Source organism: Sphingobacterium sp. CZ-UAM, from assembly GCF_002000245.1.
GTDB lineage: Bacteria > Bacteroidota > Bacteroidia > Sphingobacteriales > Sphingobacteriaceae > Sphingobacterium.
In genome coordinates this window covers 685,146-708,714 of sequence record NZ_MTCM01000002.1, presented here as the reverse complement: position 1 = coordinate 708,714, position 23,569 = coordinate 685,146, and the positions used below count along the sequence as shown (strand labels likewise).

Annotated in this window: 21 protein-coding genes and 1 tRNA gene; 14 read left to right on the top strand and 8 right to left on the bottom strand. The window is 40.0% G+C overall.

What is annotated here, in order from left to right; translation table 11 throughout:
• Nucleotides 1–55: 55 nt before the first annotated feature.
• A complete protein-coding gene (locus tag BWD42_RS12990) occupies nt 56–2,572 on the bottom strand; it encodes a family 20 glycosylhydrolase (RefSeq protein WP_077436802.1) in 2,517 nt (838 codons plus the stop codon).
• A 140-nt stretch (nt 2,573–2,712) separates the two neighbouring features.
• On the opposite strand from BWD42_RS12990, the gene BWD42_RS12985 reads away from it, so the two are divergent.
• Both BWD42_RS12985 and BWD42_RS12980 read left to right on the top strand, forming a co-directional pair.
• Nucleotides 2,713–2,784 (top strand) — tRNA-Glu (locus tag BWD42_RS12985).
• 247 nt (nt 2,785–3,031) lie between these two features.
• On the top strand, nt 3,032–4,321 hold the full coding sequence (locus tag BWD42_RS12980) for a site-specific integrase (RefSeq protein ID WP_077436801.1): 1,290 nt from the start codon (nt 3,032–3,034) through the stop codon (nt 4,319–4,321).
• A gap of 254 nt (nt 4,322–4,575) precedes the next feature.
• Here the strand turns inward: BWD42_RS12980 and BWD42_RS12975 are convergent, their stop codons facing one another.
• Nucleotides 4,576–5,856 carry a S41 family peptidase gene (locus BWD42_RS12975; RefSeq protein WP_077436800.1) on the bottom strand — a complete coding sequence of 427 codons (1,281 nt, stop codon included), beginning with the start codon at nt 5,854–5,856 and terminating at the stop codon, nt 4,576–4,578.
• A 278-nt stretch (nt 5,857–6,134) separates the two neighbouring features.
• On the opposite strand from BWD42_RS12975, the gene BWD42_RS12970 reads away from it, so the two are divergent.
• Together BWD42_RS12970 and BWD42_RS12965 are read left to right on the top strand one after the other, a co-directional pair.
• Entirely contained in the window at nt 6,135–7,031 is an 897-nt protein-coding gene (locus BWD42_RS12970) for a hypothetical protein (RefSeq protein WP_077436799.1), read from the top strand.
• A 4-nt stretch (nt 7,032–7,035) separates the two neighbouring features.
• The gene (locus BWD42_RS12965; RefSeq protein ID WP_077436798.1) at nt 7,036–7,506 is read left to right on the top strand and encodes a hypothetical protein; all 471 of its coding nucleotides are present in this window, start codon (nt 7,036–7,038) and stop codon (nt 7,504–7,506) included.
• A 220-nt stretch (nt 7,507–7,726) separates the two neighbouring features.
• Here BWD42_RS12965 and BWD42_RS12960 read toward each other — a convergent pair whose 3' ends face one another.
• On the bottom strand, nt 7,727–8,113 hold the full coding sequence (locus BWD42_RS12960; RefSeq protein WP_077436797.1) for a helix-turn-helix domain-containing protein: 387 nt from the start codon (nt 8,111–8,113) through the stop codon (nt 7,727–7,729).
• A 4-nt stretch (nt 8,114–8,117) separates the two neighbouring features.
• Nucleotides 8,118–8,483: a helix-turn-helix domain-containing protein gene (locus tag BWD42_RS12955; RefSeq protein ID WP_077436796.1), complete on the bottom strand. Its 366-nt coding sequence runs from the start codon at nt 8,481–8,483 to the stop codon at nt 8,118–8,120.
• Between the two features lie 763 nt (nt 8,484–9,246).
• On the opposite strand from BWD42_RS12955, the gene BWD42_RS12950 reads away from it, so the two are divergent.
• Nucleotides 9,247–9,630 (top strand): helix-turn-helix domain-containing protein, encoded by a 384-nt coding sequence (locus BWD42_RS12950; protein ID WP_077436795.1) that lies wholly within the window; start codon nt 9,247–9,249, stop codon nt 9,628–9,630.
• Nucleotides 9,631–10,174: 544 nt separating this feature from the next.
• On the opposite strand, the gene BWD42_RS12945 is transcribed toward BWD42_RS12950, so the two are convergent.
• The 4 genes from BWD42_RS12945 to BWD42_RS12930 form a co-directional block, all read right to left on the bottom strand.
• Entirely contained in the window at nt 10,175–11,716 is a 1,542-nt protein-coding gene (locus BWD42_RS12945) for a Fic family protein (RefSeq protein ID WP_077436794.1), read from the bottom strand.
• 520 nt (nt 11,717–12,236) lie between these two features.
• On the bottom strand, nt 12,237–12,554 hold the full coding sequence (locus BWD42_RS12940; protein WP_077436793.1) for a hypothetical protein: 318 nt from the start codon (nt 12,552–12,554) through the stop codon (nt 12,237–12,239).
• On the bottom strand, nt 12,547–12,819 hold the full coding sequence (locus BWD42_RS12935) for a helix-turn-helix domain-containing protein (protein ID WP_077436792.1): 273 nt from the start codon (nt 12,817–12,819) through the stop codon (nt 12,547–12,549). Before BWD42_RS12935 ends, BWD42_RS12940 begins: the two co-directional genes overlap by 8 nt.
• A gap of 133 nt (nt 12,820–12,952) precedes the next feature.
• A complete protein-coding gene (locus BWD42_RS12930; protein WP_077436791.1) occupies nt 12,953–13,678 on the bottom strand; it encodes a TMF family protein in 726 nt (241 codons plus the stop codon).
• A gap of 508 nt (nt 13,679–14,186) precedes the next feature.
• Between BWD42_RS12930 and BWD42_RS12925 the strand changes: the two genes are divergently transcribed.
• From BWD42_RS12925 to BWD42_RS12885, 9 genes are all read left to right on the top strand, one after another.
• Nucleotides 14,187–14,474, top strand: a complete 288-nt coding sequence (locus BWD42_RS12925; RefSeq protein ID WP_077436790.1) for a hypothetical protein — start codon at nt 14,187–14,189, stop codon at nt 14,472–14,474.
• A 379-nt stretch (nt 14,475–14,853) separates the two neighbouring features.
• Nucleotides 14,854–16,185, top strand: a complete 1,332-nt coding sequence (locus BWD42_RS12920) for a hypothetical protein (RefSeq protein ID WP_077436789.1) — start codon at nt 14,854–14,856, stop codon at nt 16,183–16,185.
• A gap of 16 nt (nt 16,186–16,201) precedes the next feature.
• On the top strand, nt 16,202–16,642 hold the full coding sequence (locus BWD42_RS12915) for a hypothetical protein (protein WP_077436788.1): 441 nt from the start codon (nt 16,202–16,204) through the stop codon (nt 16,640–16,642).
• Between the two features lie 491 nt (nt 16,643–17,133).
• A complete protein-coding gene (locus tag BWD42_RS24755; protein WP_077436787.1) occupies nt 17,134–18,279 on the top strand; it encodes a hypothetical protein in 1,146 nt (381 codons plus the stop codon).
• Nucleotides 18,280–18,344: 65 nt separating this feature from the next.
• Entirely contained in the window at nt 18,345–18,845 is a 501-nt protein-coding gene (locus tag BWD42_RS12905) for a hypothetical protein (RefSeq protein ID WP_139351148.1), read from the top strand.
• A gap of 208 nt (nt 18,846–19,053) precedes the next feature.
• Nucleotides 19,054–20,352, top strand: a complete 1,299-nt coding sequence (locus BWD42_RS12900) for a hypothetical protein (RefSeq protein ID WP_077436785.1) — start codon at nt 19,054–19,056, stop codon at nt 20,350–20,352.
• 9 nt (nt 20,353–20,361) lie between these two features.
• Nucleotides 20,362–20,880: a hypothetical protein gene (locus BWD42_RS12895; protein WP_077436784.1), complete on the top strand. Its 519-nt coding sequence runs from the start codon at nt 20,362–20,364 to the stop codon at nt 20,878–20,880.
• 185 nt (nt 20,881–21,065) lie between these two features.
• Nucleotides 21,066–22,844: an O-antigen ligase family protein gene (locus tag BWD42_RS12890; RefSeq protein ID WP_077436783.1), complete on the top strand. Its 1,779-nt coding sequence runs from the start codon at nt 21,066–21,068 to the stop codon at nt 22,842–22,844.
• Nucleotides 22,828–23,559, top strand: a complete 732-nt coding sequence (locus tag BWD42_RS12885) for a hypothetical protein (protein ID WP_077436782.1) — start codon at nt 22,828–22,830, stop codon at nt 23,557–23,559. The genes BWD42_RS12890 and BWD42_RS12885 overlap by 17 nt, the downstream gene beginning before the upstream one ends.
• Nucleotides 23,560–23,569: the final 10 nt, after the last annotated feature.

Genomic DNA, 23,569 nt, shown 5'->3' with positions numbered 1-23,569 from the left:
GCGAGCTTGAACAGCTTGGATGACGTTATTTTATTGTCATAATCCAGTTTAGTTTTTAATATGCAATAACCTCTCCGGATCTACCTTTGGCATCAAAGACTTTGAATAGATATTTCTTACCCATTTGATAAGGAATTGCACCACTTGCTTCTTTTGATTTCAACGTCGGTGTGCTTCCATTGTCCGTATAATATATTTTGAATCCGGGATAATCGGTGTTGATAAGGAGTTGGTTGCCCTCTTTTTTAATTCCAAGCTTTGGAAGGCGATAGGTATAACCACCGTCAATAATATCGAGTTTCTTCAATTCATCTTCGCCTAATTTTTTAATAAAGGCTGTGTACGATTTACGATAGCTTGCTTCATCATACGAGTTCCCTTTTTCCCAGTCTTGTTCTTGCGCCCAGGCACGATCGGCAATGGCGATTAAGCGCGGGAATATCATCTCTTCAAGACGTTGATCGGTGGATACTTTTTCAGCCCATAGCGCACCCTTGATGCCGAGTAGATTTTTCTTTCCTTCAGCAGTGAGCTGCTCTTTGTTGGTATAAGCTTCTTTTACGAGATCTTTTCCCGTGTCATCCTTACGAAGATTGATAAAGAAGTTTTCCGGAGAGAAAGAGTAAGTCCTGTTCAGGTTTACAGTACCCACCCAGCTATGGCCCGGATCTGCAAAGTCGCGGTCCCATGACATATCCAGGTAGTTGTTTGCTGCGCTGGTATAGACAACTTTATAGCCAACATTTGCTAAGCGGTAAGCGAGATCTTCCTGTCCTTGTCCAGGAAGGTTATTCCATACATTGAGATGGATGCCAGATTTGCCCAATTCAGCATTAACTTCCATTCCTTTCCCTTTATTACGCATGCCCATCTCTTCCCATCCAGACATCGTCAACCCCTTATCCTGAACAAGTTTGTTGATTTTGGCGATATATATCGGCCATACATCAAGTACATTACTGATATTATTTTCCTTCATGAAAGCAATGATCTTTGGCGATTTTTCCCAAACACCATTCGGCGTTTCATCGCCACCCAAATCGATAATTTTCAACGGCACTCCAGCTTTATCGTGGATCGCTTTAATTTCATCGACCACCTTGCTCAGGAAATGGTAGGTCGAAGGGAGGGCAGGGTTCATTACATTGTCGTTCCAGTTCTGTGCAGAGTTATAGACCGATTTATCATCCGCATCATCCAACAAGAATTCCTCCGCTTTTTGCTTGTCGCCAGCCTTCGTAAAATGTGCAAAGCGTGCACGCATCGCTTTGATCGCTGCACGGGCATGCCCTGGGGTTTCTACCTCTGGTATTACATCAATATGCCTTGCTTTTGCATATTGTAAGATTTCGATATAATCGGCTACGGTGTAGAATTGATTTGTTTTTGCAGTTGCACCAGATCCATAAGCTGGTTGAATTCCTTTGCCGTCTTCAAAACTCGCTGTGCGGTTAGCACCCACAGCAGTAAGTTCTGGTAAGGATGGGATCTCTAATCGCCAACCTTCATCGTCAATAAAGTGGAAATGGAACTTATTTAATTTGTAGGCAGCCATCAGATCCAATATCCGTAACACTTCTGCTTTGCTGTGGAAATTGCGGGCAGCATCCAACATAAATCCACGGTAGCCATAACGCGGACTATCTGCTACTTTCGCGTAAGGTAGGCCTATTGATTTTGCGGTTTTATTCCATTGTCGATGATTGATCAAGGATTTCAAAGACTGTATGGCATAAAATGCGCCTGCCTTATCTGCAGCTTCGATTCGGATACCTTTTGCATCGATGTTTAGGCGATAAGATTCAGGTTTCAGATCGTTTGCTTTGATAATCACAACACCATCCTGTTTTTCTGAGCTAGTTGACAGCTTAATCCCTGTGTATTGGTTTAGAAAGTCTGTCAGGAAGCCTCCTTCGGAGGCAAATTCGTCAGTAATGTATACTTTTGTACCTGTTGTTATATTGAATTTTGCAGTATTGTTGATACTAATGCTGGCAGGTAGGGGGATAATGGCCTGAGCGTCTATACCTTCAGTAAGTTTATTTTGGTCATATTTATAAGACCAAAAATCTGCTTTGTCAGTATCGGATTGAGGAGCTGTTTTTACAGCGGTATAGTTGCGAACATCTGTTGAAAGCCCGGTTTTGCTATTTTTTATGTACAAACCGATTGGTCCATCGGTATAATTGACGAGTCCTGTTGTGATAAAATCAATATGGATTGTATCCTGTGCTTTTAGCAAAAAATTGTTTTTCTTAAAGCTTACCTGAAATAGGTCACCATTTCTGTGGTCAATGGCAAATCTTTTATCTACTTTATTGGGATCGATAGACCGGATAAAGTTAAACCACAGACTCCAATCATTAAGCTGTATAGCGCTTTTGCCCTTGTTTTTCAGAATAATTGTTGAGATAGGGTTTTTCCGGATGTTCTGACCTTCCTTTACCTGCCAGGTGACTTGCAGCTGATCGGCGATTGAGCTCGATTTTTGAGCGTATGCAGCCTGGCCAAAAAATGCCATGCCAAGGCCAGCATAGAGCAAATGGTTTTTAATTTTTTTAAAATTAGTCATGTTGGTTACTTTTTCAATGAGTCTAAATATAGCTATTTTAGAGGGCTTTGCGATCTATTTTAAAAAAAATGAATAAAATTTTCATAAAAATTTGGTGAAGTTTAGAAATCTTTCTATATTTGCACACCGAAACAGAAAACGGCCCGTTCGTCTAGGGGTTAGGACGCAAGATTTTCATTCTTGAAACAGGGGTTCGATTCCCCTACGGGCTACAGATCTAAAAGTCAAAACATACAAAAGCCTGCAAATTAAACGTTTGCAGGCTTTTTTGTTTTTCAGTATCTACAAAGCCTATATTGATTCCCGAGAAAAAAGTGAGTCATTCAGTGAGTCATTTTCGCTCATGTATCTACTCACTGAAATGATGATAACATACTTATAGTCAAGTTGTTCTAAAATTAAACATCTTGATCCGTTTTAGCTGCAAGGCTAAATTTGTTTCACTTAAATCATGTTGTCATGAGTACAAATTATTCCTTGCTCTTCTACTTGAAGAAATCAAAAAATTACAGCGGCGGTGCTAAGCCAATCTACATGCGGATTACCGTCAGTGGCCTGCCAAAAGAGGTCTCCACGGGACGTGAATGCGAGCCGTCGAAATGGAATTCCAAAGCTAACCGCGTAAAAGGTACAACAGAAACTATAAAGACCTTGAACAGTTACCTTGATACACTCGTAACTAAAGTCAGCACGATCCATACCACTATGGTAGCGGCAGGGGAAGAAATTACAGCGGAGTCCATTAAACTGCGGTTTCAGGGAAAGGATATCAAACGCAAAAACTTTTTAGATGTATTCATGGAGCATAACTTACAGATGGAAGAGCTTTTGGGCAATGGATTTAAGCCCAATACCCTCAAAGGTTATAAAACCTCTTTTTCCCATGTTGGTGGATATCTGGAAAAAGAATACAGGTCGAAGGATATTGACACAAGAAAGATTGACCATGCTTTCGTTACCGGATACGAGTTTTTTCTGCGTTCTAGAATGGGTTGTTCGGCTGTATCGGCGGCAAAATACATGAAACATCTGCGCAAGATCATCAAGATCTGTATTGCACACCGTTGGATCACATATGATCCATTTGCATTCTACAAGATCAAAGCGAAGGCTAAAGAAAAGGAGTTTCTAACAGATGCGGAACTTCGTCGGATAGAAGAAAAGGAATTCAAGATACCAAGATTAGCGCATGTGCGTGATATCTTTGTCTTTTGCTGCTACACAGGACTTTCCTATGCGGATGTGAAGAAATTAAAATGGGTCGATATTGCCGAGGGTATGGACGGAAAACTATGGATCTTCACAAGCAGGGAAAAAACAGAAACATCATCAAATATTCCGCTATTGGCAAAGGCACTTGAAATTATTGAAAGATACCGCGATTATTCGCCCTGCATAGCGAAAGATATGGTATTGCCTGTTCTCAGCAATCAGAAAATGAACAGCTATTTAAAGGAAATAGCGGACCTGTGCGAGATCACCAAAGAGCTGACCTTCCATAAATCACGCCATACGTTCGCGACTTCTGTTACACTGGCCAATAGTGTACCTATCGAAACTGTTTCCAAGATGCTTGGACATACGGACATTAAGACTACGCAGCATTATGCAAAATTATTGGACAACCGGGTAGCTGCCGATATGGAAAAACTGGAAAGAAAGATGAAAGGTAAACCCTCACCAAGGAAAGAAGCTGTTGTGAAGGTACTATGTAATCCACAGCCCTTTACTTTTATCGGTGCCGGCTAGAGCAGGCAACTTGATATCAATAAAAATTGGGTAGTGATATCCCATATATCGCCACCCAATTTAATGCATACATGCCTACCATAATTACATCAACAACTATTCCCAATAGAGATGTATGACGCGTTTTAAAAAGCAAATAAGTTGAGATCGTTCAGCAATATCTACATAAAGAGATTTCTATACCTATAATGAATCTGTTGGTATTGCACATATAATAGCTACTACTATTACAATCTAAATGTGGATTTAGGTTCCTATTTCTTTAATTTATAATGTTTTTTAATCAAAGGAATAATTTGACCGTTTTGATTCTGACCATCATTTGCGCTATCCAAACCAGCTTTTACAATTGCCTTTAATGGGGGCTTGGTGGTCTTTTGTGCTAGTTTCATCGTGAAGTCGTTTAATATTGCTGTGAGAAATGTTTCTGTTCTATCCGTTGGAGAGTCAGGTGATACAGAAATATCTGGTTTCATCCCATCAAAGTAAGCAGACCAACCATCTGCGTTACGGAGTAGAAAGCTTATCATATTTACCTTGAATTTATCGATATTGATTGGAAAAAAAACCACAGGTTTGCCATAGGTTCTTTGGCCAACCAGCCTAATCGGGATGTGGGGCTTAAAGCAACTGATCAGCAGTTCACTAGCAGATGCCGTTTGGTTGTTTACAATAAAATATATTTTTTTAATTGTTTCCAATTTACCTTCTTTCTTAAATTTCGTAGTATTTTCTTCCTCTGAGAAGTCAATATCAGCTAAAGTAGCAAATCGATCCTTGTATTTCACTGGTTTACCTTCTTCTAGATAAGGTTGATTTTTTAATATCTTGGCATTTCCTGAGCGCAGTATCGGATTACACAGTTCTGAAAACATAATTTTTCCATTGATCGTACTGGGAGCAATCAGGTTCGCTAGATATTCTACAGTTTCTACATGCCCACCTCGATTATTGCGCAGATCAATGATTAACGTTTCGATGTTATTTACAGCATAACCACTAAACATGTTATCTAATCTTGGTTTTATATCATCGAGATCTACAAACGCGTCAATGTCTAAATAACTGACTTTTCCCAAATCTATAGAGGCTGCCTGCAATTGATCTTGAGATTGCTTAGTTGCAGTAATAGAAGCCACAACTGCAGAAGAAGTATTACTCAGTCCGATCGAGGAATAACGAGGATATTCTCCCAAAAGAGATTTTTCGTAAGGTATTCCATTTGCATTTAACTTATACTGTGTGATATCATAGAGCTCTTTTTGAAATGCGGCCAGATCTGAAAATATACCAGCATACCTAGTCCTAGGGCTAAAAGTAGCATAATCTGGTAGAGCATCTTGCCATAAATAGATTTCCTTTGCATACAAAAATATAGAATCTAAAGTAAATTCGGTACGAGTTCCCGTTGTTGGAGATATATTAGGTGATATACTTTCGTCATTACTTTTCTTACAAGCCGAGAGACACCAAATTGGAAATATGATAAAACTACTTTTGATTATCCATTTGGACTTTAGTTGTTTAATTAGCATGATACACCTTTTTAACTGTAGCGGACTATTATTTTCTATCTCCAATTATGACGGTTAGAATATCAATTTGTCCCAAAATTTGTATCATAATTTATCTATAAGCTATCTAATCAAAATAAAAACAAGCCTTCCATTGCTAGAATATTTAGAAAAAGTACTTTCAGAAACTTTGGGACAATTTAAAGTTTCAACCGTCTTATATCCGATGTTAAGTTAGACTAAGATCAACTTTGACCTAAGTTAATTACTAGCAGTTAAACATAATTATTAACAACAAAATGAAACAGAGAACCAATCTCAGAAGTACTTTTAAAACATTTGTAGTAATTTCTACTGCATTTCTATTCGTGTTCAATAGTTGTCAAAAAGATGACCAGGCACAACAAAAACCTAAAGTTAAGAAATTAGCATGCTGGCCAGGTTATCCTTTTGTTGACGAGTATGGTAGACCAATTGAATATGATGGCGATACTCCAAGTGAGTTTGATTGTCCTTCCGGTACAAAAGTTGGAGGCACTTTACCAGAAGTTCAAGTATACGGATCTACAACACCTTGGACACTTATGGATCCCTGGCAAAGTAATATACCATTATTTTACGATTTCGATCAATACAGTTCCGATGGAGGAACAACCGGAACGGGGGCAGGGGGCGGTACAGGAGTTGAAGGTTACGAGGAAGGGGGAATCAGTGTTGAATACAACGGAGAGAGAGATCCGGATCTAAAGTCAAACTGTGCCAGTTTTGCATATGAACCTGTTGCAGGTGGTGATTACCAGGTCTGTGGCGTAACAGATTTAAGATTTGATTTTACTACAGAATGGGTAAATTTGAAGGGGCAGGTTCAGGTAGATTATTTTCGCGCAACATTCGATAGAACCGTGTACTTTGAGTTCCCTAGAATGCGTGACAATGATGACATGATTACTGCCAGAGCAGCAGCAATTTTAACGGCAGAACTAAAAGACCGAGCTGAAAATGCGCTGGAAAGTCAGATAGAAAACTCGCCACCTCCAAAAAATGGTGTTGAACTGGAATTATTGTTCAAAAGATTTATGGGCATCCTGAATTATGAAATGAAAACTGTTGGAGGTAGAGTAACATTTAAGAATAATTACAACACAACATCAATTAGAGAATACAGCAAGTCAATATTTGGTGCAGGAGGGTGTTAATCTTATGGAAAATAATGAACATTTTTTAACTCTTTTAGAGGGCCATCCCTTATTTAGATCGATAATAAAAAACCAGGATTTCAGTGGAGTTAATCTGAAAGATCAGGTATATACCGAAGAACTTGGAAATATATACAATTTCAAAAGTATGCAGGTCGGAAAACATATTTTTAAAAATGTACAGGTTTCAATTTCACCTCAGATCACGATGGTTACCATAGTTACTGACGAAACCATATTTTTCGATGAGCCCGTCCGCTATTTTAACCAGGAAGGGTATATACAGGAAGCGGAGCCTTATCTGGTAGATTCTGTTCCAGTTATTGAGCTCAGAAGAAAATTGAGAACTTTTCAAATGCTCGGTAGGACTACAAGATTATCTGTATATAAATGTATTGTTTATGGGTGCATGATAAAATTCTCCTTTCCCAATGAGTCTAAAATTAAGGAGATTATGGATAATTTCGACTTTTAAGATTTTAAAGTGCAGATCAATAAGAATCTGCACTTTGAGTTATCCTGTAGAGGTTACAGACATCGAAGTCCGGGAAATAACGTTTCTAAATTATCTCACAGACGCACAATGGAGTTAAATCATGAAACATTTTGATTTTAAGTATATTCCATCCTATCTGTTATATGAGCAAAAAATTGTTCCGCATGTCATTTATTTGCTAAAATTGAACAGTCTTGTTTTATCTGAGTTTATTTCTCAGAATCTTTACTTTATCTCTTTCGAGCTGGAGTAGCCGTTCATAGAGCTCGATTACCTTGTCAAAGGCATTGTGCTGACAATTTAAATTGTTTGTGTAGACTGTTGAAATGCTAAACATGTTTTCTATTTGCAGTATTAGCTTGTCCTGACTGAAACTTTCAATGATATCTTCAGATAGGTTCAATGCATGAGCTATCCTTGCGAACTTCTCTTGTCTAATGTTTTTGGCGCGTTCCATTTTGGATATAGCCTGCTTACTGACACCTAATCTTCGCCCAAGCTCTGTCTGGCTCATGCCCATTAACTTTCTGATCTGTTCGATCCTTTCTCCATTAGAAATAGTTCTTACACCTCTCGTAGTTTCCATTACTTTAATCTTTGTTCATGAATCGTTTCTTTTCCCTTTCGCTTTCCAAAAGGCGCTCGTAGAGTTCGATAACCTTGTCCAGAGGGTTGTAACTGGATTTAAAATTATAGGTGCGTGCCATCATATTATCATACATACACTGGATATGGAACACGAGTGCTTCTTCGCTGAAATTGATGATTGCCTTTGCACTGACGTCCAATACCTCTGCTATACGCTGTAGCTTGTTCTCATCGATGTACTCACTCTGCTCGATAACTGATATTGCCGACTGGCTTATGCCAAGTTCATTGGCCAATACTTCTTGTTTGATCCCCCTTAGCTCTCTGGCCCGTCTGATCTTACTTCCGATATGAATTATTTGCTCCATGTGTTCGTTTAATGTTCTGTAATAGCACAAATACTTAACAAGTATTTCTCTTATAAATTCCCGATTTAAAAAAGTAATTTATTAATTATTAGAATGGTCATAAACCAGTCTGTATATGGTCGAAAAATCACTGGAGCAAAATGGTATAAAGTTTCCGTTCTGCGTTTTCCAGAGAATTTTTCGATGGAAAATTGGTTTGTTCTGGCTTATAACTATAAAAATAATCGTCCCTGTCCCTTGGAAAATTTGTGAAGGATTCGGCCGGGATAGAAGGGACGGTATATAGGTATCCGTAGGGTTATTCCGGTGGACAGATTAAATTTTGAAGTAATTGTTTTTTGTAATTCATGGCTCATCAAGTTTTGAGCCATTTCAGCACCGATCAAAAAAAACGTTAGGTCGGGGCATATTGAATTGTCCAAGCTCCCATGTAGGAATGGGGAGTGACCCGAAGATCACTCTAGACGCAACCAATAAGTGCCCCGACCCAACGCAAATGCCTTGGTGTCGGGTGTCCACTTACCCCTCGCGTCCTTGAAATTTCCTACATTGCTTGGACGAGGCTCTTTATTGTGAACACCCTCTATAGAGTGCAAATATAATATTTCTTTTTTTGCTACTTTTTAATATTTCATTTATTCAATATATTTTTAAAAAGAATTTTACCTTTTATAAAGGTCGGAATTTGCATTTCAAAATTACGCCTACTTTTAGTATCTTTAAGGATACTTTTAGTGTCTATTTAGATAAATAAGTAAGAAATATGGGAGCTATACAATCAAAAATTAAACGGTTCAGAGAGGCTGAGGGTATGACGCAACAAGAGATGGCGGACAACCTCCATATCCATGTGAAAACTTGGCAGAAAATTGAAAATGGAATTACGCGTCTAGATTTGGATAGATTAAAACAAATTGCTAATGTTTATGATATACCAGTTGAAGATTTAATTAATACAGATGATAGCATTTATATTAGTGAAATAAAGGACAATAAAGTAGGTTTCAATAATTCACATGTGACCATAAATGATAAATCGGAAAATGAAATCAAATTATATGAAAAATTACTTGAGGAAAAGGATCGTACGATAGAGATTCAATCCAAACTTATCGCAGAATTGGAGGAAAAATTAAGAAGTAAATAGATCCATATATTTAAATTAAAGGCTGAGAACTTGGTCTCTATCCCTTGGGGTGGGGGCCTTTTTTATTTCAATTTTAGATAAAAGACGATATTAAGGTCTAGAGTTACCCTGTAAATATTTTTCAAGAAATGACGGTTCTCTTAAGATTTACAATTGAATGCAGGCAGAGGAGGCTATTGGTCTAATAGGCTATTATCCAAATAAGCTATTGGGCAATCGTGCTTATAGGCTATTAGGCTTGCCCCACAGCCTATCGAATCTCGTTGTTATTCAACCGGAGATTCGTTCATGCAACAAAACCTACTCATGTTTTGTTACCTGCAAGTTGTGTTTTCGGGTACCCCGAAAACCATCTTGCCTTTAGCCAGCGACATCCCGTTTGGGGAGTCGCTGGCTAAAGGGAGAAAAATCTTCGCAACTCGGTTTTTCTTTCCAATGCTGAGAATAGCCCAATAGAGTGCTTGAAAATGCTAAAATATGGAATTTTGGTCCATATCTTTATCACCTGTTACACTCTCTCCTCAGGACTTAATGTAATGAGAAATTAACGTCTGGGGCTACTACCCCTGTCCTGTCCATCGTCATCCTGCTCCCATGGCTTTCGGTTCGGGGTAGCAATCTGAAGAATATATCCGTCGTCCTCCCTGAAAGCGTTACTCGCTTCAAGCACATGCTGCATGGCAGACAGGTCTTCTCCCTTAATCGTTTCGCTGAACAACTGTGCTCTCTGCAACATCCGTATAAAGGTATCCGGCTGCTGTCTGCGTGTCAATTGTCTGAGTGCGCCAAGGTAATCTTCGCGGAAAACGGTTGGAATAATGATCTTGGTCTGTCCCTGGCTGGTCAGTTCAGCATTCATCATCACTCTTGCCAATCTTCCATTTCCATCCAAAAAAGGATGTACCTCGCTGATCATAAACATCATGAATGCGGCTCTGGCAAATGGGTGCCTCAATGCTCTGTAGAAATTAAACCCCTGTACCAATGTACCTCCGACAAGCTCATGGTCGACAAATTCAGTATCACCGGCCCGGTTATTACGGTCCTTGAACTCGCCGGGATTTTTGTCCGGTCTGGCAGTCAGCATGGTCTTATGTCGATAACGAAGGATATGAACGAGCTCATCAGAATTCTTGGGGACAACCTGCATTTCCCCGCGATTACTGACCATTTGGTAAGTTCCCAGTATATCATGAGAATCTTCACCCCTTGCAGGCAATGGCCTTCCGCTATCAATGATCCTCAGAGCCTCCTCTACCTCAAAACGGGTCCCCTCGATGAAGTTAGAGAAATAGGCTTCGTAGAAAGCAAAATTACGGAATGCCCGGGGCGTTTGGTTTGCGTCATATATATCTGCAAACTCACGCTGCTGCAATTCCACAAAGAGTTTTTCGAAGAGTTCCAACCGTGCCGGATCATAGGGATGCCCAAACGCCCGGGCAATGGCCACCGAAGATTTCAAGATGCTCGAGGGCTTGGTCGACAACATTGCACCGACCAATCGGTTCAGCTTTTCGAACTCCTTATCCATGCCCAGCCTGGCACTGATTTCCCTTGCCCTATCCCGAAATTCATTTAGCCCCTGTTCACCTTTGACCCGTACAATCTGATCCAATTTTTCTTCTATCTGAGGAATTGTCCATGTTTTGGACTCCCCGCCAACTTTACGCGATTCCTGTAGGTTCTCCAATAATGCACGTTCCTGTCCTGAGACATAGAGTCCATCGGAAAACAGTAAATCTTCCGGGAGCGGCTCTTGTCCCTGCATTAAATTCAATGTAAGTCCCGGGAGCTTGACCTTCCTATCATAGGTATAAGTTAGGAACATATCACCGGTATCTGTGGGTTTAAATTCCAGCGCGGAGCGGTGACTGAGCAGAATACCGGGATATAGATGTCCGATGATCTTGAACCTATTCCGAAACACAATAGCCTCCGGCTCTTCCTGCAGATTCGGGGTATATATCTTCGGTGCGATCTTCCTCAGTTTTCCTTCTTTGACAAGTTTGCCAATGGTTCTGCTTATGTTGGAATCGCTGGAAGAAAATACTATTTCCTGTAGGTGTAATGGGATATCCTTGTCCATGATCTTTACAAATTTTTGGAATTAATTATAGCCAATCATTTTGTCGGTATAAATTTTTCAGACTAACAACGTGTCTTTTCGCAAATTTTTCCAACTAATTTAAACAAAAATAAAGATTTTTCAGATTTCCATTGAAAAACTATGGTTACTATTTTTCAAAAATTTCTGATTAAGCTCTTCAAAAAGGCCTCGGCCTACAAATTTTTCAAATTAAACATATAGGTTTGTACAAATTATTTTTGTTAATGAGCACTTGACCCGTCTACCAGAGGATACATAGGAACCAAGGCGGGAACCGCTTCTTGTTTTCGGATAAATGAAAGTATACGGTTCGCTACTGGAAAGTACCTTTTTCAGAACCTCGTCATTCAGTTCTGCAGGATCCTTCTTGCTCCTGTAGAAATAATCGACCATCTGCATGACCAGTAGACGCTTTGTCCGACCCAGCTTACGGGAAATATGCTCAAGCCTGCAGCCCACTTCCATAGGGAAGCGGGAGTACCTTGCGTTTTCATTTGGTCTAACCATTGCTACCAGGATTATTGTTAGCGATAAACCTAAATCTGCTGGCCCTGGTAGGATGCCAGGAAGGGATGTACTCAAGATAGCCATACCGCACAAGTTCGGAGAGACATCTGTGATAGGTAGCGATGGAACGTATCCGTGAAAAATGCATCAGCTTCCTGCGGCTGGAATGGAAGAAATCCAGAGGATCGTTCTTCCCCTGATAATAGAAAAGTGCCATGACCAGCCCGATGTGTGACGGAAGGAGTCTATTATCCTGTGCGATATGTTCAAAGTAACGGCTAAAGTTATAATCACCTATATTGTTATCCATTACCTTCACCTCCTTCCATCATCTTATCCACATCGCTGGCACGATAATACATGCTACCGCCGATTTTCTTGAATGGGAGGGTGCCCGTGATCCGTAGGTTCTGTAGTGTACCCGGAGATATTTTCAGTTTTTTTCTTACCTCACGGCTGCGGAGCCACTCCCTGTTCTCGTTAGTTTTTTCTTTTGTCAGGATCTGTCTGATTTCTTCGAGCAGTTCTTTCTTGAACTGCGACAGGTCTTCTTTTGTCAGGATGTCTAATAGCATGCTATACCAATTTTGTTGAACAATATAAGCCCCTGTTATTACCGGGTCAATGCTACAAAATTGGGTTATTGTGAGGAGGTTTGGATGACCAACTCGGCACGATGGTCATGTTCAGGGATCAAACAGGATGGGATCAATCCTTCTTTTTAGGCAAGATGACGAACAGCTGCCGATCTTCTGGAATTTTTACTTCTTTCTGTGAATCATCTTTACCTACAAAATAATTCTTAGCAGTGTCTATACTGATCTTCTTTTTGTTGTTGCTAAAATAATTGGACACAATTTTATAATAGGGGCTGAGCATATCCTTACGTAACAGGGGAGCGCCGTTAGGAAGCTTTAATTTTTGCATCTGTTGAAACAGATCAATTACTGTGGTATGGTAGTCATCGTATATTTCGATCTTGCGTTTAATAGTGAAATCGGATAACTTTTTATTCTCCTCCCGTAGTTTTGCGATCAGTTCATCTTTTTCTTTGAGAAGAATATCATTTGGACGAATATTCCACCTGTCCTTTGGTGAAAGGAAATCCAGAAATCCGTTCAGCTTTTTGATATTGGAAACGTAAAGTGGATGTTTCTTGGAAAATGGATCCTGGTTATTGAAGTAATCTATCCTGGTAGAAACGATGTACCAAAGGTGGGAAAAGAACTCCTTTTCTGTTCGGTCTGTATCCGAGAGATAATATTTCAGGTGGTAACGATAATAATCATCAAAAGATTCCTCTTTCATACTGTATATCTTCAGTAGGAAATGATTGTCTTCATACCCCCTTTTGAGTCCCATGATAGTTCCCAGTTCAAATGGATGGGGATTGAAATCGAAAGCTCTTCTGGGTTTAAAGTAGTGTAATGCCATAGCCCTAATTTAACGAAAAAATATTTTTCCCATAGATAGATGGATATGATCTGTTTAGTATAAGAAATTATTTTTGGCAAATGTGTCTGACGTTTTCATTTTTTTTGTATATTAAAGTAACAAAGGATGCCAAGACATTTCACCTTCTTTTAACGAATTCTTTCATATTTAGGTTTATAATGACACTCCTGCTTCAATCTCCCAATGACAGGCAGGAGTTTTTTATGCAATCCTCTTTTTACCTCCCCCAAATTTAATATAGTTATCTGGCCTATTGTTAAGGAATTGAATATGATTTAAAGTATATTGCTCAATATACCAAAAATGAGCCTTATGATAGGGTATTATACGTGTATAGCTTTGCAGTTTTGATTAAAAACGTAAACAGAAATGAAAAAGCTTTTTCACGATTTGAATTCGAAGAAGAATTTAAAGAGAAATTAGTAGAGCTGGTGCTCTATAAAAATGTGTCAGTAGAACAAACTGCAAAAAATACGGACTACCCAATATGACGATCTTAATCAATTGGATTAGCAATAATAAACGCAAATTAGAAAAGGGAGCCGTAACATTAATAGAAAAGCCAGGAACAAAAGACGTTACTGTTCTAAAAAAACGGATCAAGGATCTGAAGAAAGCTTTAGAAAAAGCCAATGGACTAATTTACGGTCTTAACTTTATGATTGACTATGCTGAAAAGGAGAATAAAATTGAGATCCGAAAAAGCGTGGTACCAAATAATAAAGCTAATCAAAGAAAATCATGTAACAAGGATGTGGGTGGGGCCACTTTGTAAATTGTTTGGTAAAAGCCGACAAGCTTATTATGATCATATTTGGCATCTTCACGACAATACGGATCAGGAAAATCTGGCTGTAGAAATGGTTCGCTTGGTTCGCCGTGAACTACCTGGGTTAGGTGGCCACAAGCTTTATAAATGTCTATATACTCCTTTCCGAAATAATGAATAAATATTGGACAAGACAAGTTATATAAAGTTCTCAAAAAGCATAGATTGTTGATAGATAGGAAGACACAATTTATAGGGCTGTTATAAATTAATTTTCATGTCTCCTAACAGATTTTAACAACACGCTTTAAATTATTTTCACTTATATCGGGACAATTTCATTTCTCACCCGTCCTGTTAATGAATTAACTTAATTTATTAACGTATGAAGACAATATTTGTCAAAATCTTAGTTGTGCTCAGTCTGTTTGGAATTATTTACGCCTGTAAAAAAGACTTACAAATCGAACAACCTCCAGCGATCTCTGAAGAAATCAATGCACTCTCCGAATGGTACAACAGGCAAATCATGCCCAACGAAAACCCGCAGGCATTTGCCAATATGAATAAACCGGATTGGAGGGGAACTGTTGTCAAGAAAAAGGGAGATTCAACATTGTTTACAACGCTCTTATTGAAAGACGGACAAATTGTACGTGAGCTCCAGGTTATTTATTATGATGAATCCTACACTGGACTTGTGCGTCAGTATGAATATGCACGAAAGGATTCAACCGCTGTCGGCAGTTTTACTATTAATGGAAGGATGCTTGATATTGGATATTTTGATGCAAATAACAAATACACACTGAAAGCTGTTACTGGCAAACGCAATATTGTGTTGATGGGAACTGAACTGCCAATTGTGGATGTTTATCCACCGGGAACTGGTGGTACCGGGTCAGGTGGAACGGGAACCGGTGGTACAGTAACTCCGCCAACTGGAACTTTTCCTATTGGAACTGGCGGTTCAAGCTCTAGCACTTACTTCTCGGAAAGCGAATTTGACAACGTTTTAGCAAATTTAAAAAACGGATTGAATGGTGATCCTATTGAATTTTATCTCATTGCAAGTTATAAAAATAGTAAGTTACTCAACTCTTCAACTTATTCTGTAGGTGCCAATAGTATAAAAGTGGGTGATTATACCTTAACACCGCATTATGATTCCAAAGGCGTATTAAAATTCTATTCAGCTTCTCGGAATACGACTTTCGGTATTGAATACATTGTTCGTGCGGATGCCCTAAGTAAGTTTCAAAACAATTATACATTGTACAGTGCAGCGGCAAATGCTTTCTATTTTAATGGCATTCCTTCCCACTCCCAGATACAAATGGCATCAGGAGACTTTTTCGCTGGCCTTACCGGTTCATGGGCCAGTGCTATACAGGATCCTGCATATTATGCATATTTAACACATGTATTGTATGGTATCGGTGTCAATACTTTTGAATTACAACCTTCAGGTTTGGGTTCAACAGGTAGGACGACAGCTAATAACTTAGATGAACTATTGGCTATGAAGGAGATAATGTCAGATCCCACTCGAGGCACTATTGCAATGACTGGAATGGGAGATCCCCGTTGGTTGGGTTGGGACAAAATGCAATATATTCATTATAGACCGGATGGAACCAAAATTACAATACATTATGTTGGCAAACACGTGAATAGAGTTTTAATAGCAATTGATGATTTTAAATTTGTAAATTAATAGTTTTAAGAATTATATGATAATACGTTGTATAAATAATACAGGATCCAGTTTGCGCATTTTTGAGTATAGTGAAATATATAATCAAGATATATTTGGAAGATTTGGCGCTTCTGCTAAATCAAACTATCCAATAGTCGTTGGCAAGGAATATTTAGTAATGGGATTGATCGTTTACAAAGACCATCAGGGCTATTTAATTGACGACGAGGGGTTTATTGCATGCTGTCCTTGTCAGCTATTCGAAATTATTGTGCCAAAAGTAAATCTTAATTGGCATTTTAGGTTAGTAGAAAAAGATGAAAACATTTATCCATTTGTGCAGGCAATCTTTGGTTATCCTGAACTGTGCTCTGATAAACATGCCTATGAAAATCTAATCGTAGATATAGATCACGACACACAGCGCACTTATTTCCGAAGAAAGATCGAACTCGAAAAGGAACTTGAAGATTAGAGACAATTAGAATAACTTAATCAACATTTAATCCCGCTCACCAAACCCTTCAAGTTTCAAGTGAGTGGGATTTTTAGGTGACCTCCCCAATGCTGCTTCCCAAAAATTTAAGCACCTCCAGCAAAAGATTTTTAGAGAATAAAAGTTGAGAATCAAGGCAAAATAAATTCATTACGAAGAAGTGGTATAATTAATATTGAAACGCTACTATCCTTAATACTTTCTACATTTCACAGTGCTGTAGGAGTAAATGAACCGTTAGTAGCAATGGCGGATTCGGCAAAACAAATCGTGCGTTATTCTGAACCAAAAAAGAAGGATTTAGCCGCTTCTTAATTTGTTTAAAAATTATTTTAAATTTTTTCGGGACAATCTTAAGGTTCAACCGTCTTATCATCTGATGACAGGATTGATTTGAAAAGGCTATTGTAGAAAGATATTATACAGGCCAAATGTCAAATTAAACAATTGAAACCAATTATTGAACTAAAATGAAAAGAAACTTAAAGTACGTTCTGTCAGCAGTATTTTTACTGTGGCTGGTCTATGCCTGCCGTAAAGATGAAAGGATCCCTGAAACCAGGCTTCCTGAAGATGTGGCCGAAATGGCCAAATGGTATGGGCGCCAGCTTCTGCCCAACGACAACCCGCAGGCCTTTGCAAACATGAACAAACCCGACTGGAACGGGACGGTTGTCAAAAAAAAGGGAGATTCGACCCTTTATACCACCTTGATATTAACTGATGCAAAGAGCACACGGGAGTTACAGGTAACCTATTACGACGGATCGTACATAGGACTAGTGCGTCAATATGAATATGTCCGAAAGGATTCAATAGCTGTGGGAACATTTACCATAAATGGCAGAATGCTGGACATAGGCTATTTTGACGAAAGTAACAAATACACACTGAAAGCTGTTACGGGCAAACGTAATATTGTGTTGATGGGTACTGAGCTGCCAGTAGTGGATGTTTATCCTCCTGGAACTGGTGGTACCGGGACAGGTGGTACTGGGACAGGTGGAACGGGAACCGGTGGTACAGGAACTCCCCCAACTGGAACTTTTCCTATTGGAACAGGCGGTTCAGTAGGCCCCTCTTCCTTCAATTCGAGCAATCTTGTCAATACATTGGGAAATAAACCCCTAAAAGAATTTCGTGATAAATGTACCGGATTACAATTTATGTGGAATAATTACCCTAACAATGAAACTTTTGGGTATTTAACTGCCGATAACCAGCTCATCATGACTGATGTTTTGGCGCTTGACGGCGGCCAAGCCAGCGGCACATATAAATATGTCAATCCGGATGGAACAACTTCCTATTATTTTACTTATCCCGATACACAAGGTGCACCAGCGGGTACGTATACAGGCATTATACATTCAGCCGGGAAATATTTTATACCGATCACCGCTTCCATTCACACACATACACCATGTCGACAAGACGGCACTAACGGTGTATCTCATAATGTTGGTGCTGACGATAAGGCTTTTGCTACTAGTGCCCCTGGATTAAAACATTGGGTAATCGGTTGTGGTGCAATTGGTCAGTTTAATTCAACATCGACAAACTTTTTTAATATATTGGTGGGTGATCTGTCAACCAATTGTTCTAAAATAAACTAAAAGATGGTATGAAATATCTATTGATAGCAATATTTTTCCTGTGCTTTGACAAAGGAAATTGTCAGATGAAAGATTCAAAAGCTAGCGAATTTATTATTACAGAGATTCAGCTCAAAGATCTGACGTTAAGAGACAGTATAGCTTCTTTTATTTCCCAAGAAATAGAAAAAGATTCTATTTTTAAAAATATTGGCTATGTGAAATTAACACTGAATACCGTATCATCTAAGTATAAAAATGATGCTCTTTTTACCTATTTATACAATAGAAGTTATGATGAGTTTACCGGAGACATTCCATATCCACAATTTTATACTATGATTGCTAATAAATTAGTCGTCATCACTGACCATTCTATCACTACAAACTTTAATCTTCGATATAACAAAAATAATATTAAACAATTTAAGAAGATCGTTGAGACTTATCTGCCAAAAAGAACAAAAATTAGATTTAAAGGCAAAACGGTGCCGTATAGAGAATCTATCGTTGTAATAGATGGGGGAAAACGATTTTATAGATTGCGGGACGGCTCCGTTGTCGTTGAGAATAACACCTATTTTTAAGGATACCATATGGGGAAAAAGCCAATAAAAATGAAGGTTTTTGTCTCTTTTAAACTTATGTAAAATTATTTTCATTTTTTTCGGGACATTCTTGTTGTTCAACCGTCTTATCACCTGTTGATAAGATTCATTTGACAGGGCTATTGTAGAAAGATATTTTACAGGCTAGATGTCAGATTAAACAATTGAAACCAATTATTGAACGAAAATGAAAAGAAACTTAAAGTACGTTCTGTCAGCAGTATTTTTACTGTGTCTGGTCTATGCCTGCCGAAAAGATGAAAGGATCCTTGAGACCAGGCTTCCTGAAGATGTGGCCGAAATGGCTGAATGGTATGGGCGCCAGCTTCTGCCCAATGAAAACCCACAGGCCTTTGCAAACATGAACAAGCCCGACTGGAACGGGACGGTCGTCAAAAAAAAGGGGGATTCTACCCTTTATACCACCTTGATATTAACTGATGCAAAGAGCACACGGGAGTTGCAGGTAACTTATTACGACGGCTCGTACACAGGGCTAGTGCGTCAATATGACTTTGCCCGAGAGGATTCAACAGCTGTGGGAACATTTACCATAAATGGCAGGATGCTGGACATAGGCTATTTTGATGGTAAAAATAGATATGTGCTCAAAGCGGTTACGAACAAACGTAATATCGTCCTGATGGGTACCGAAATGGGAGGGGAATTACCTGAAGTTGTGGTCACACGTCCATGGCCGGGTACCCCGGGAACTGGAACCATTATCGGAACCCCGACATTGCCTACCTTCCCTCCAATTATCGGGGGCGGCACATACCCGGGAACACCGGAACCGACACCCATTGAGATTATTTTTAAATGTGGCGGGGACAATAAACAGTTTGTTGACCTGGTTACCAAAGCGCTGAACGAGCTAAAAAGTGGAATCATGTCTAACTATACGGTAAGCCCCTGTTTTATGGCTGCTTTCTTTAAGAACCTACAGCAGAAACAGAACGGAAATCCGCTGAATATCTGTCTGAAAGAGTCCCCTACGGGAGCCAATGGCACCTATTCAAATAACACAGTGGGATTTATAGCTGGAGATTATGTTTCCAATGAAGTCTTCTTCCACGAACTGATCCATTACTATCAGAATATCAGCGGTTTGTACCCTAACTTTAGTTCGATGGGGGGCAATTCAAAAGGCTTTGCAAATATCGAGTTTGAAACCCAGTTGATGACAGATCTTGTTGAAGGCATTGGTGATGGTTATTTAAACCAGTTGGATAGAACCTTATTTACCACTGCGGAGTTTGATGTCTTGGATGAGTCATACCGAAACTGGTTTAAAAAGTTCTATGACAGCAATGGCAACTTTAAAGGGGCTGAGGTATTCAATGAAACCGGTGTCATGGATGGCTATTACAATTATCTAAAAATTTATGCGACCAAATCAAAATATTACAAATCGGAGATCTTTGACACGCTTAAGCCACTGGCCTTAATAAATATGTTATCAACAGCAGGTATCAACTGTAAATAAAATTCTGTTATGAAAAATATGATAAAACTATTATATGGCATCATTATATTAATGATCCTGAATATAAATACGACGGAAGCTCAAGAGGGCAGGCTGTCAAATGGAATCTTTAAAGTCGGAAATGTAAACTATTCCGTTAGGATTATGGGATCACAGGAATCTGACTCCAATATCTTTATCAGCAGCGAGGGCAATTCTGAAAAAATATTGAAGATTGAAAAAGATCATAAGGAAGCAAGGGAATCTATTCCAAGATGGTTTTTAACCATCAATAACGATGAAATCCTGAAGGTCAAAAGAAGCATTTTGGGTGATTCAGCCCGTATACAGATCACATTCTATTTTGATAAAAACGCTAAATTATTTGATCTGAGATACATGTTTGCAAAAGCTGACAACATCACTGTCGAACAATTTAAGGAACTTGACCAGCAGGTACGCAAAACAGCACGGGGTTCAATATCAATCCCCAGAAGTTTCAATAAGGACTACTATCCGTATGTGATGAGATCCTTTAATTTCAAATAATGGTAGAAATTGTTCAATACGCTAGCTTGTGGCGTTGAGTTAATGATTGGCTAAAACACCTGATTACACTGTAATCGGATGTTTTAGCCAATCTACAATCTTAATGAGGGGATAATAACAAGGTTTACCGAGGTGGAACAGGGAACCTTTAATCCCGATCTATCCAACGAACCGAAAAGCATGAGATGAGAAAAATTAACCCAAGCCCATCTGGTTTTGCAAATGACAGCTTACATTGTTTACCAATTTTTCTTATCGGTATGGCTTCCTGTACCGGCTACCTGAACCGTGGAGCATCCTTCTGGGCCGGGGAATTGGGCTTGCCCGCCGTTTTAGCCCTGACAGCAACCAGCTGTTTTGGCCTGTACAAAAGATTATTTTTGACAATAAGCGGTATAGATAGATTATTTCTGCTCTACCTGGCTTATCTCTTGGTCAATGCCGCGGCGCAATCATACCCTTTTCCACCGACCGACCGGATCCTGCTGCCGGTCATAAACCTGCTGTTCTACCTATTGATACGCAATATTTCGGTACAGGGCTCTCGTAAACTAATTTCAGGTCTAACGAACGGAGTGATCGGAATCGCATTGTTCCAGTCCATTATCGGCCTGCTGCAATATATAGGTGTATTGTCCCCATTCCACCCGGACTATAAGTCCGTGGGACTTTTTATCAATCCGGGGATCTATGGCTGTTTTGTTGCCATCGGTTTTTGCATGGCCGCCATCATGCTGATCGAGCGATGGCATAAAAATGGGTTCCTGTACGGATCGGCGCTATTGCTGTGCGGATGCGCACTGGTACTTTCCCGCTCCCTTACGGCCTGCATATCCGCCATAGCGGGCATTGGCTGTTATTTAGCCATGAGCCGGCCAGCTATCCCTGATCTGTTAAGGCAATGGCGAAGATTGGCCGTTTTTACGGTACTGATCGTTATAGCCAGCTGTTGTGTACTCCTGTCACAGACCGATTTCAGTTCTTTTCAGGGACGTCTGCTGATCTGGAAAATAAGCCTCAATATGGTACTGGATTCCCCCCTGTTCGGTCAGGGCTACGGTAGTTTCTACAATTCCTATCCGGATTATCAGGCCGGTTATTTTATGGCCGGAAAAGGTTCCGCAGAAGAAATACAGCTGGCTTCCGTCAATTATTATGCCTTTAACGAACCTTTGCGGATACTCATCGAGGGCGGCATCGTTGGATTTCTGTTTTTGGGAGCAATTTTAACAGCTATTTCCCTCGTCCTTAAAAAGAATAGTTCTTCAAAGACCGGAATGCTATTGTTTTGCCTGTTATTGGTCATTTTCATTTTCGGTCTTTTTTCCTATCCTTTATCCGATATCTCACTGTCGCTCCTTGCAACATTTTCCATCGCCGCAATCGCTTCCATGCCGGGTTTGGCAGGTGGCATAAAACTTATCGTCATAAAGCCACTATTTAGGTTTATATGCCTTGGGGCACTATTGGTGCTGACCGGTGGAGCAATGCTCCGGATTTATGCCGTATGCTGCTGGAAGGAAGCAAAACAGCATCTCGCCGAACAGGAAGGCGATTCGATGAGAACCTATGCAAGGATATATCCACTCCTTTCCAATAATGCATCCTTTCTCTATAATTACGGAAGTGAACTGGCCGAACTGGGGCAAATTGAGGCGGGTCTGGCTGTATTGGAGCGTTCATTGCGGTACGGGAACAGTATTGAACATCATCTGGCCATCGGCGATATGGAAAAATCGCTGGGCAATCTGAAGACGGCAGAACAGGCCTATAGATATGCAGCCTATATGGATCCAAAACGTTTTGTCCCGTTTTATAAGCTGCTGCAATTTTACCGGGAAACACGGCAGGAGCAAAAAGCAAAAAAAATTGCGGCCATGCTCTGTGCCAAACCCGTCAAAGTTCAGTCACCTATCATAGACCGCATAAAACAAGAAACCTGTACATATGAAAAAGATAACTAGTTATGTATGTATGTTGCTGGCTATGGCCAGCCTGATGACCGCCTGTCGGAAAGATGATCCCCTTCCACCGCCGGATCCGCCATCCCCAAAAGGGCTTTGCGGGGAGATCGGCCTATTGGAGCGCGATACGGTATTTAGCAACAGGCTCACTGCCTTGATCCGGGACACGCAGACAAAAAATTACGAGACGGGGTACATGCTGCTGCCCAATGGTGGAAAAACATTCCGTTACCAGCCGATAAATGGGGTGCCGGGACAGGCATCCATTCAGTTCAGCCCCCAGGGACAGGTCGATGGTTTTATCCACAGTCATTATGGCGGACTGTACCCCAATTTTTCCGGATCGGATATCCGGGCCGTCTATTTTGCCCTGGTAGATGAGAAAATAAATGATACCGGACGGTTCATCACCACTGTCGTCTCGGACAATGGCATCGCCTATCTGCTGATGATCGAGGATGTGAAGAAATTTCTTGCCTTCGGTGAACGGTATTTCGATGATCCGGCGGCCTTTACCCGGTTTGAACTTACCTACAGCAGGATGCAGATGGAATCGCTCAACAGAGCAGGGCTGACCGGCTCCTTTGAAATTGCACTGCTCGAAATGCTCAGCGGTTCGGGGCTGGCTCTGTTTAAAGGTACGGGTACATTCAATGTATGGCTCCGAATGCAAACGCAGGGGGATGGAAAAGTTAGTTTAAATAGATGTTTCTGAAAAAACAATA

Bases quoted from the DNA above. Each gene is read 5' to 3' on its own strand.
- BWD42_RS12990 (WP_077436802.1), bottom strand. From the start codon at position 2,572: ATGACTAATTTTAAAAAAATTAAAAACCATTTGCTCTATGCTGGCCTT.
- BWD42_RS12980 (WP_077436801.1), top strand. From the start codon at position 3,032: ATGAGTACAAATTATTCCTTGCTCTTCTACTTGAAGAAATCAAAAAAT.
- BWD42_RS12975 (WP_077436800.1), bottom strand. From the start codon at position 5,856: ATGCTAATTAAACAACTAAAGTCCAAATGGATAATCAAAAGTAGTTTT.
- BWD42_RS12970 (WP_077436799.1), top strand. From the start codon at position 6,135: ATGAAACAGAGAACCAATCTCAGAAGTACTTTTAAAACATTTGTAGTA.
- BWD42_RS12965 (WP_077436798.1), top strand. From the start codon at position 7,036: ATGGAAAATAATGAACATTTTTTAACTCTTTTAGAGGGCCATCCCTTA.
- BWD42_RS12960 (WP_077436797.1), bottom strand. From the start codon at position 8,113: ATGGAAACTACGAGAGGTGTAAGAACTATTTCTAATGGAGAAAGGATC.
- BWD42_RS12955 (WP_077436796.1), bottom strand. From the start codon at position 8,483: ATGGAGCAAATAATTCATATCGGAAGTAAGATCAGACGGGCCAGAGAG.
- BWD42_RS12950 (WP_077436795.1), top strand. From the start codon at position 9,247: ATGGGAGCTATACAATCAAAAATTAAACGGTTCAGAGAGGCTGAGGGT.
- BWD42_RS12945 (WP_077436794.1), bottom strand. From the start codon at position 11,716: ATGGACAAGGATATCCCATTACACCTACAGGAAATAGTATTTTCTTCC.
- BWD42_RS12940 (WP_077436793.1), bottom strand. From the start codon at position 12,554: ATGGATAACAATATAGGTGATTATAACTTTAGCCGTTACTTTGAACAT.
- BWD42_RS12935 (WP_077436792.1), bottom strand. From the start codon at position 12,819: ATGCTATTAGACATCCTGACAAAAGAAGACCTGTCGCAGTTCAAGAAA.
- BWD42_RS12930 (WP_077436791.1), bottom strand. From the start codon at position 13,678: ATGGCATTACACTACTTTAAACCCAGAAGAGCTTTCGATTTCAATCCC.
- BWD42_RS12925 (WP_077436790.1), top strand. From the start codon at position 14,187: ATGACGATCTTAATCAATTGGATTAGCAATAATAAACGCAAATTAGAA.
- BWD42_RS12920 (WP_077436789.1), top strand. From the start codon at position 14,854: ATGAAGACAATATTTGTCAAAATCTTAGTTGTGCTCAGTCTGTTTGGA.
- BWD42_RS12915 (WP_077436788.1), top strand. From the start codon at position 16,202: ATGATAATACGTTGTATAAATAATACAGGATCCAGTTTGCGCATTTTT.
- BWD42_RS24755 (WP_077436787.1), top strand. From the start codon at position 17,134: ATGAAAAGAAACTTAAAGTACGTTCTGTCAGCAGTATTTTTACTGTGG.
- BWD42_RS12905 (WP_139351148.1), top strand. From the start codon at position 18,345: ATGAAAGATTCAAAAGCTAGCGAATTTATTATTACAGAGATTCAGCTC.
- BWD42_RS12900 (WP_077436785.1), top strand. From the start codon at position 19,054: ATGAAAAGAAACTTAAAGTACGTTCTGTCAGCAGTATTTTTACTGTGT.
- BWD42_RS12895 (WP_077436784.1), top strand. From the start codon at position 20,362: ATGAAAAATATGATAAAACTATTATATGGCATCATTATATTAATGATC.
- BWD42_RS12890 (WP_077436783.1), top strand. From the start codon at position 21,066: ATGAGAAAAATTAACCCAAGCCCATCTGGTTTTGCAAATGACAGCTTA.
- BWD42_RS12885 (WP_077436782.1), top strand. From the start codon at position 22,828: ATGAAAAAGATAACTAGTTATGTATGTATGTTGCTGGCTATGGCCAGC.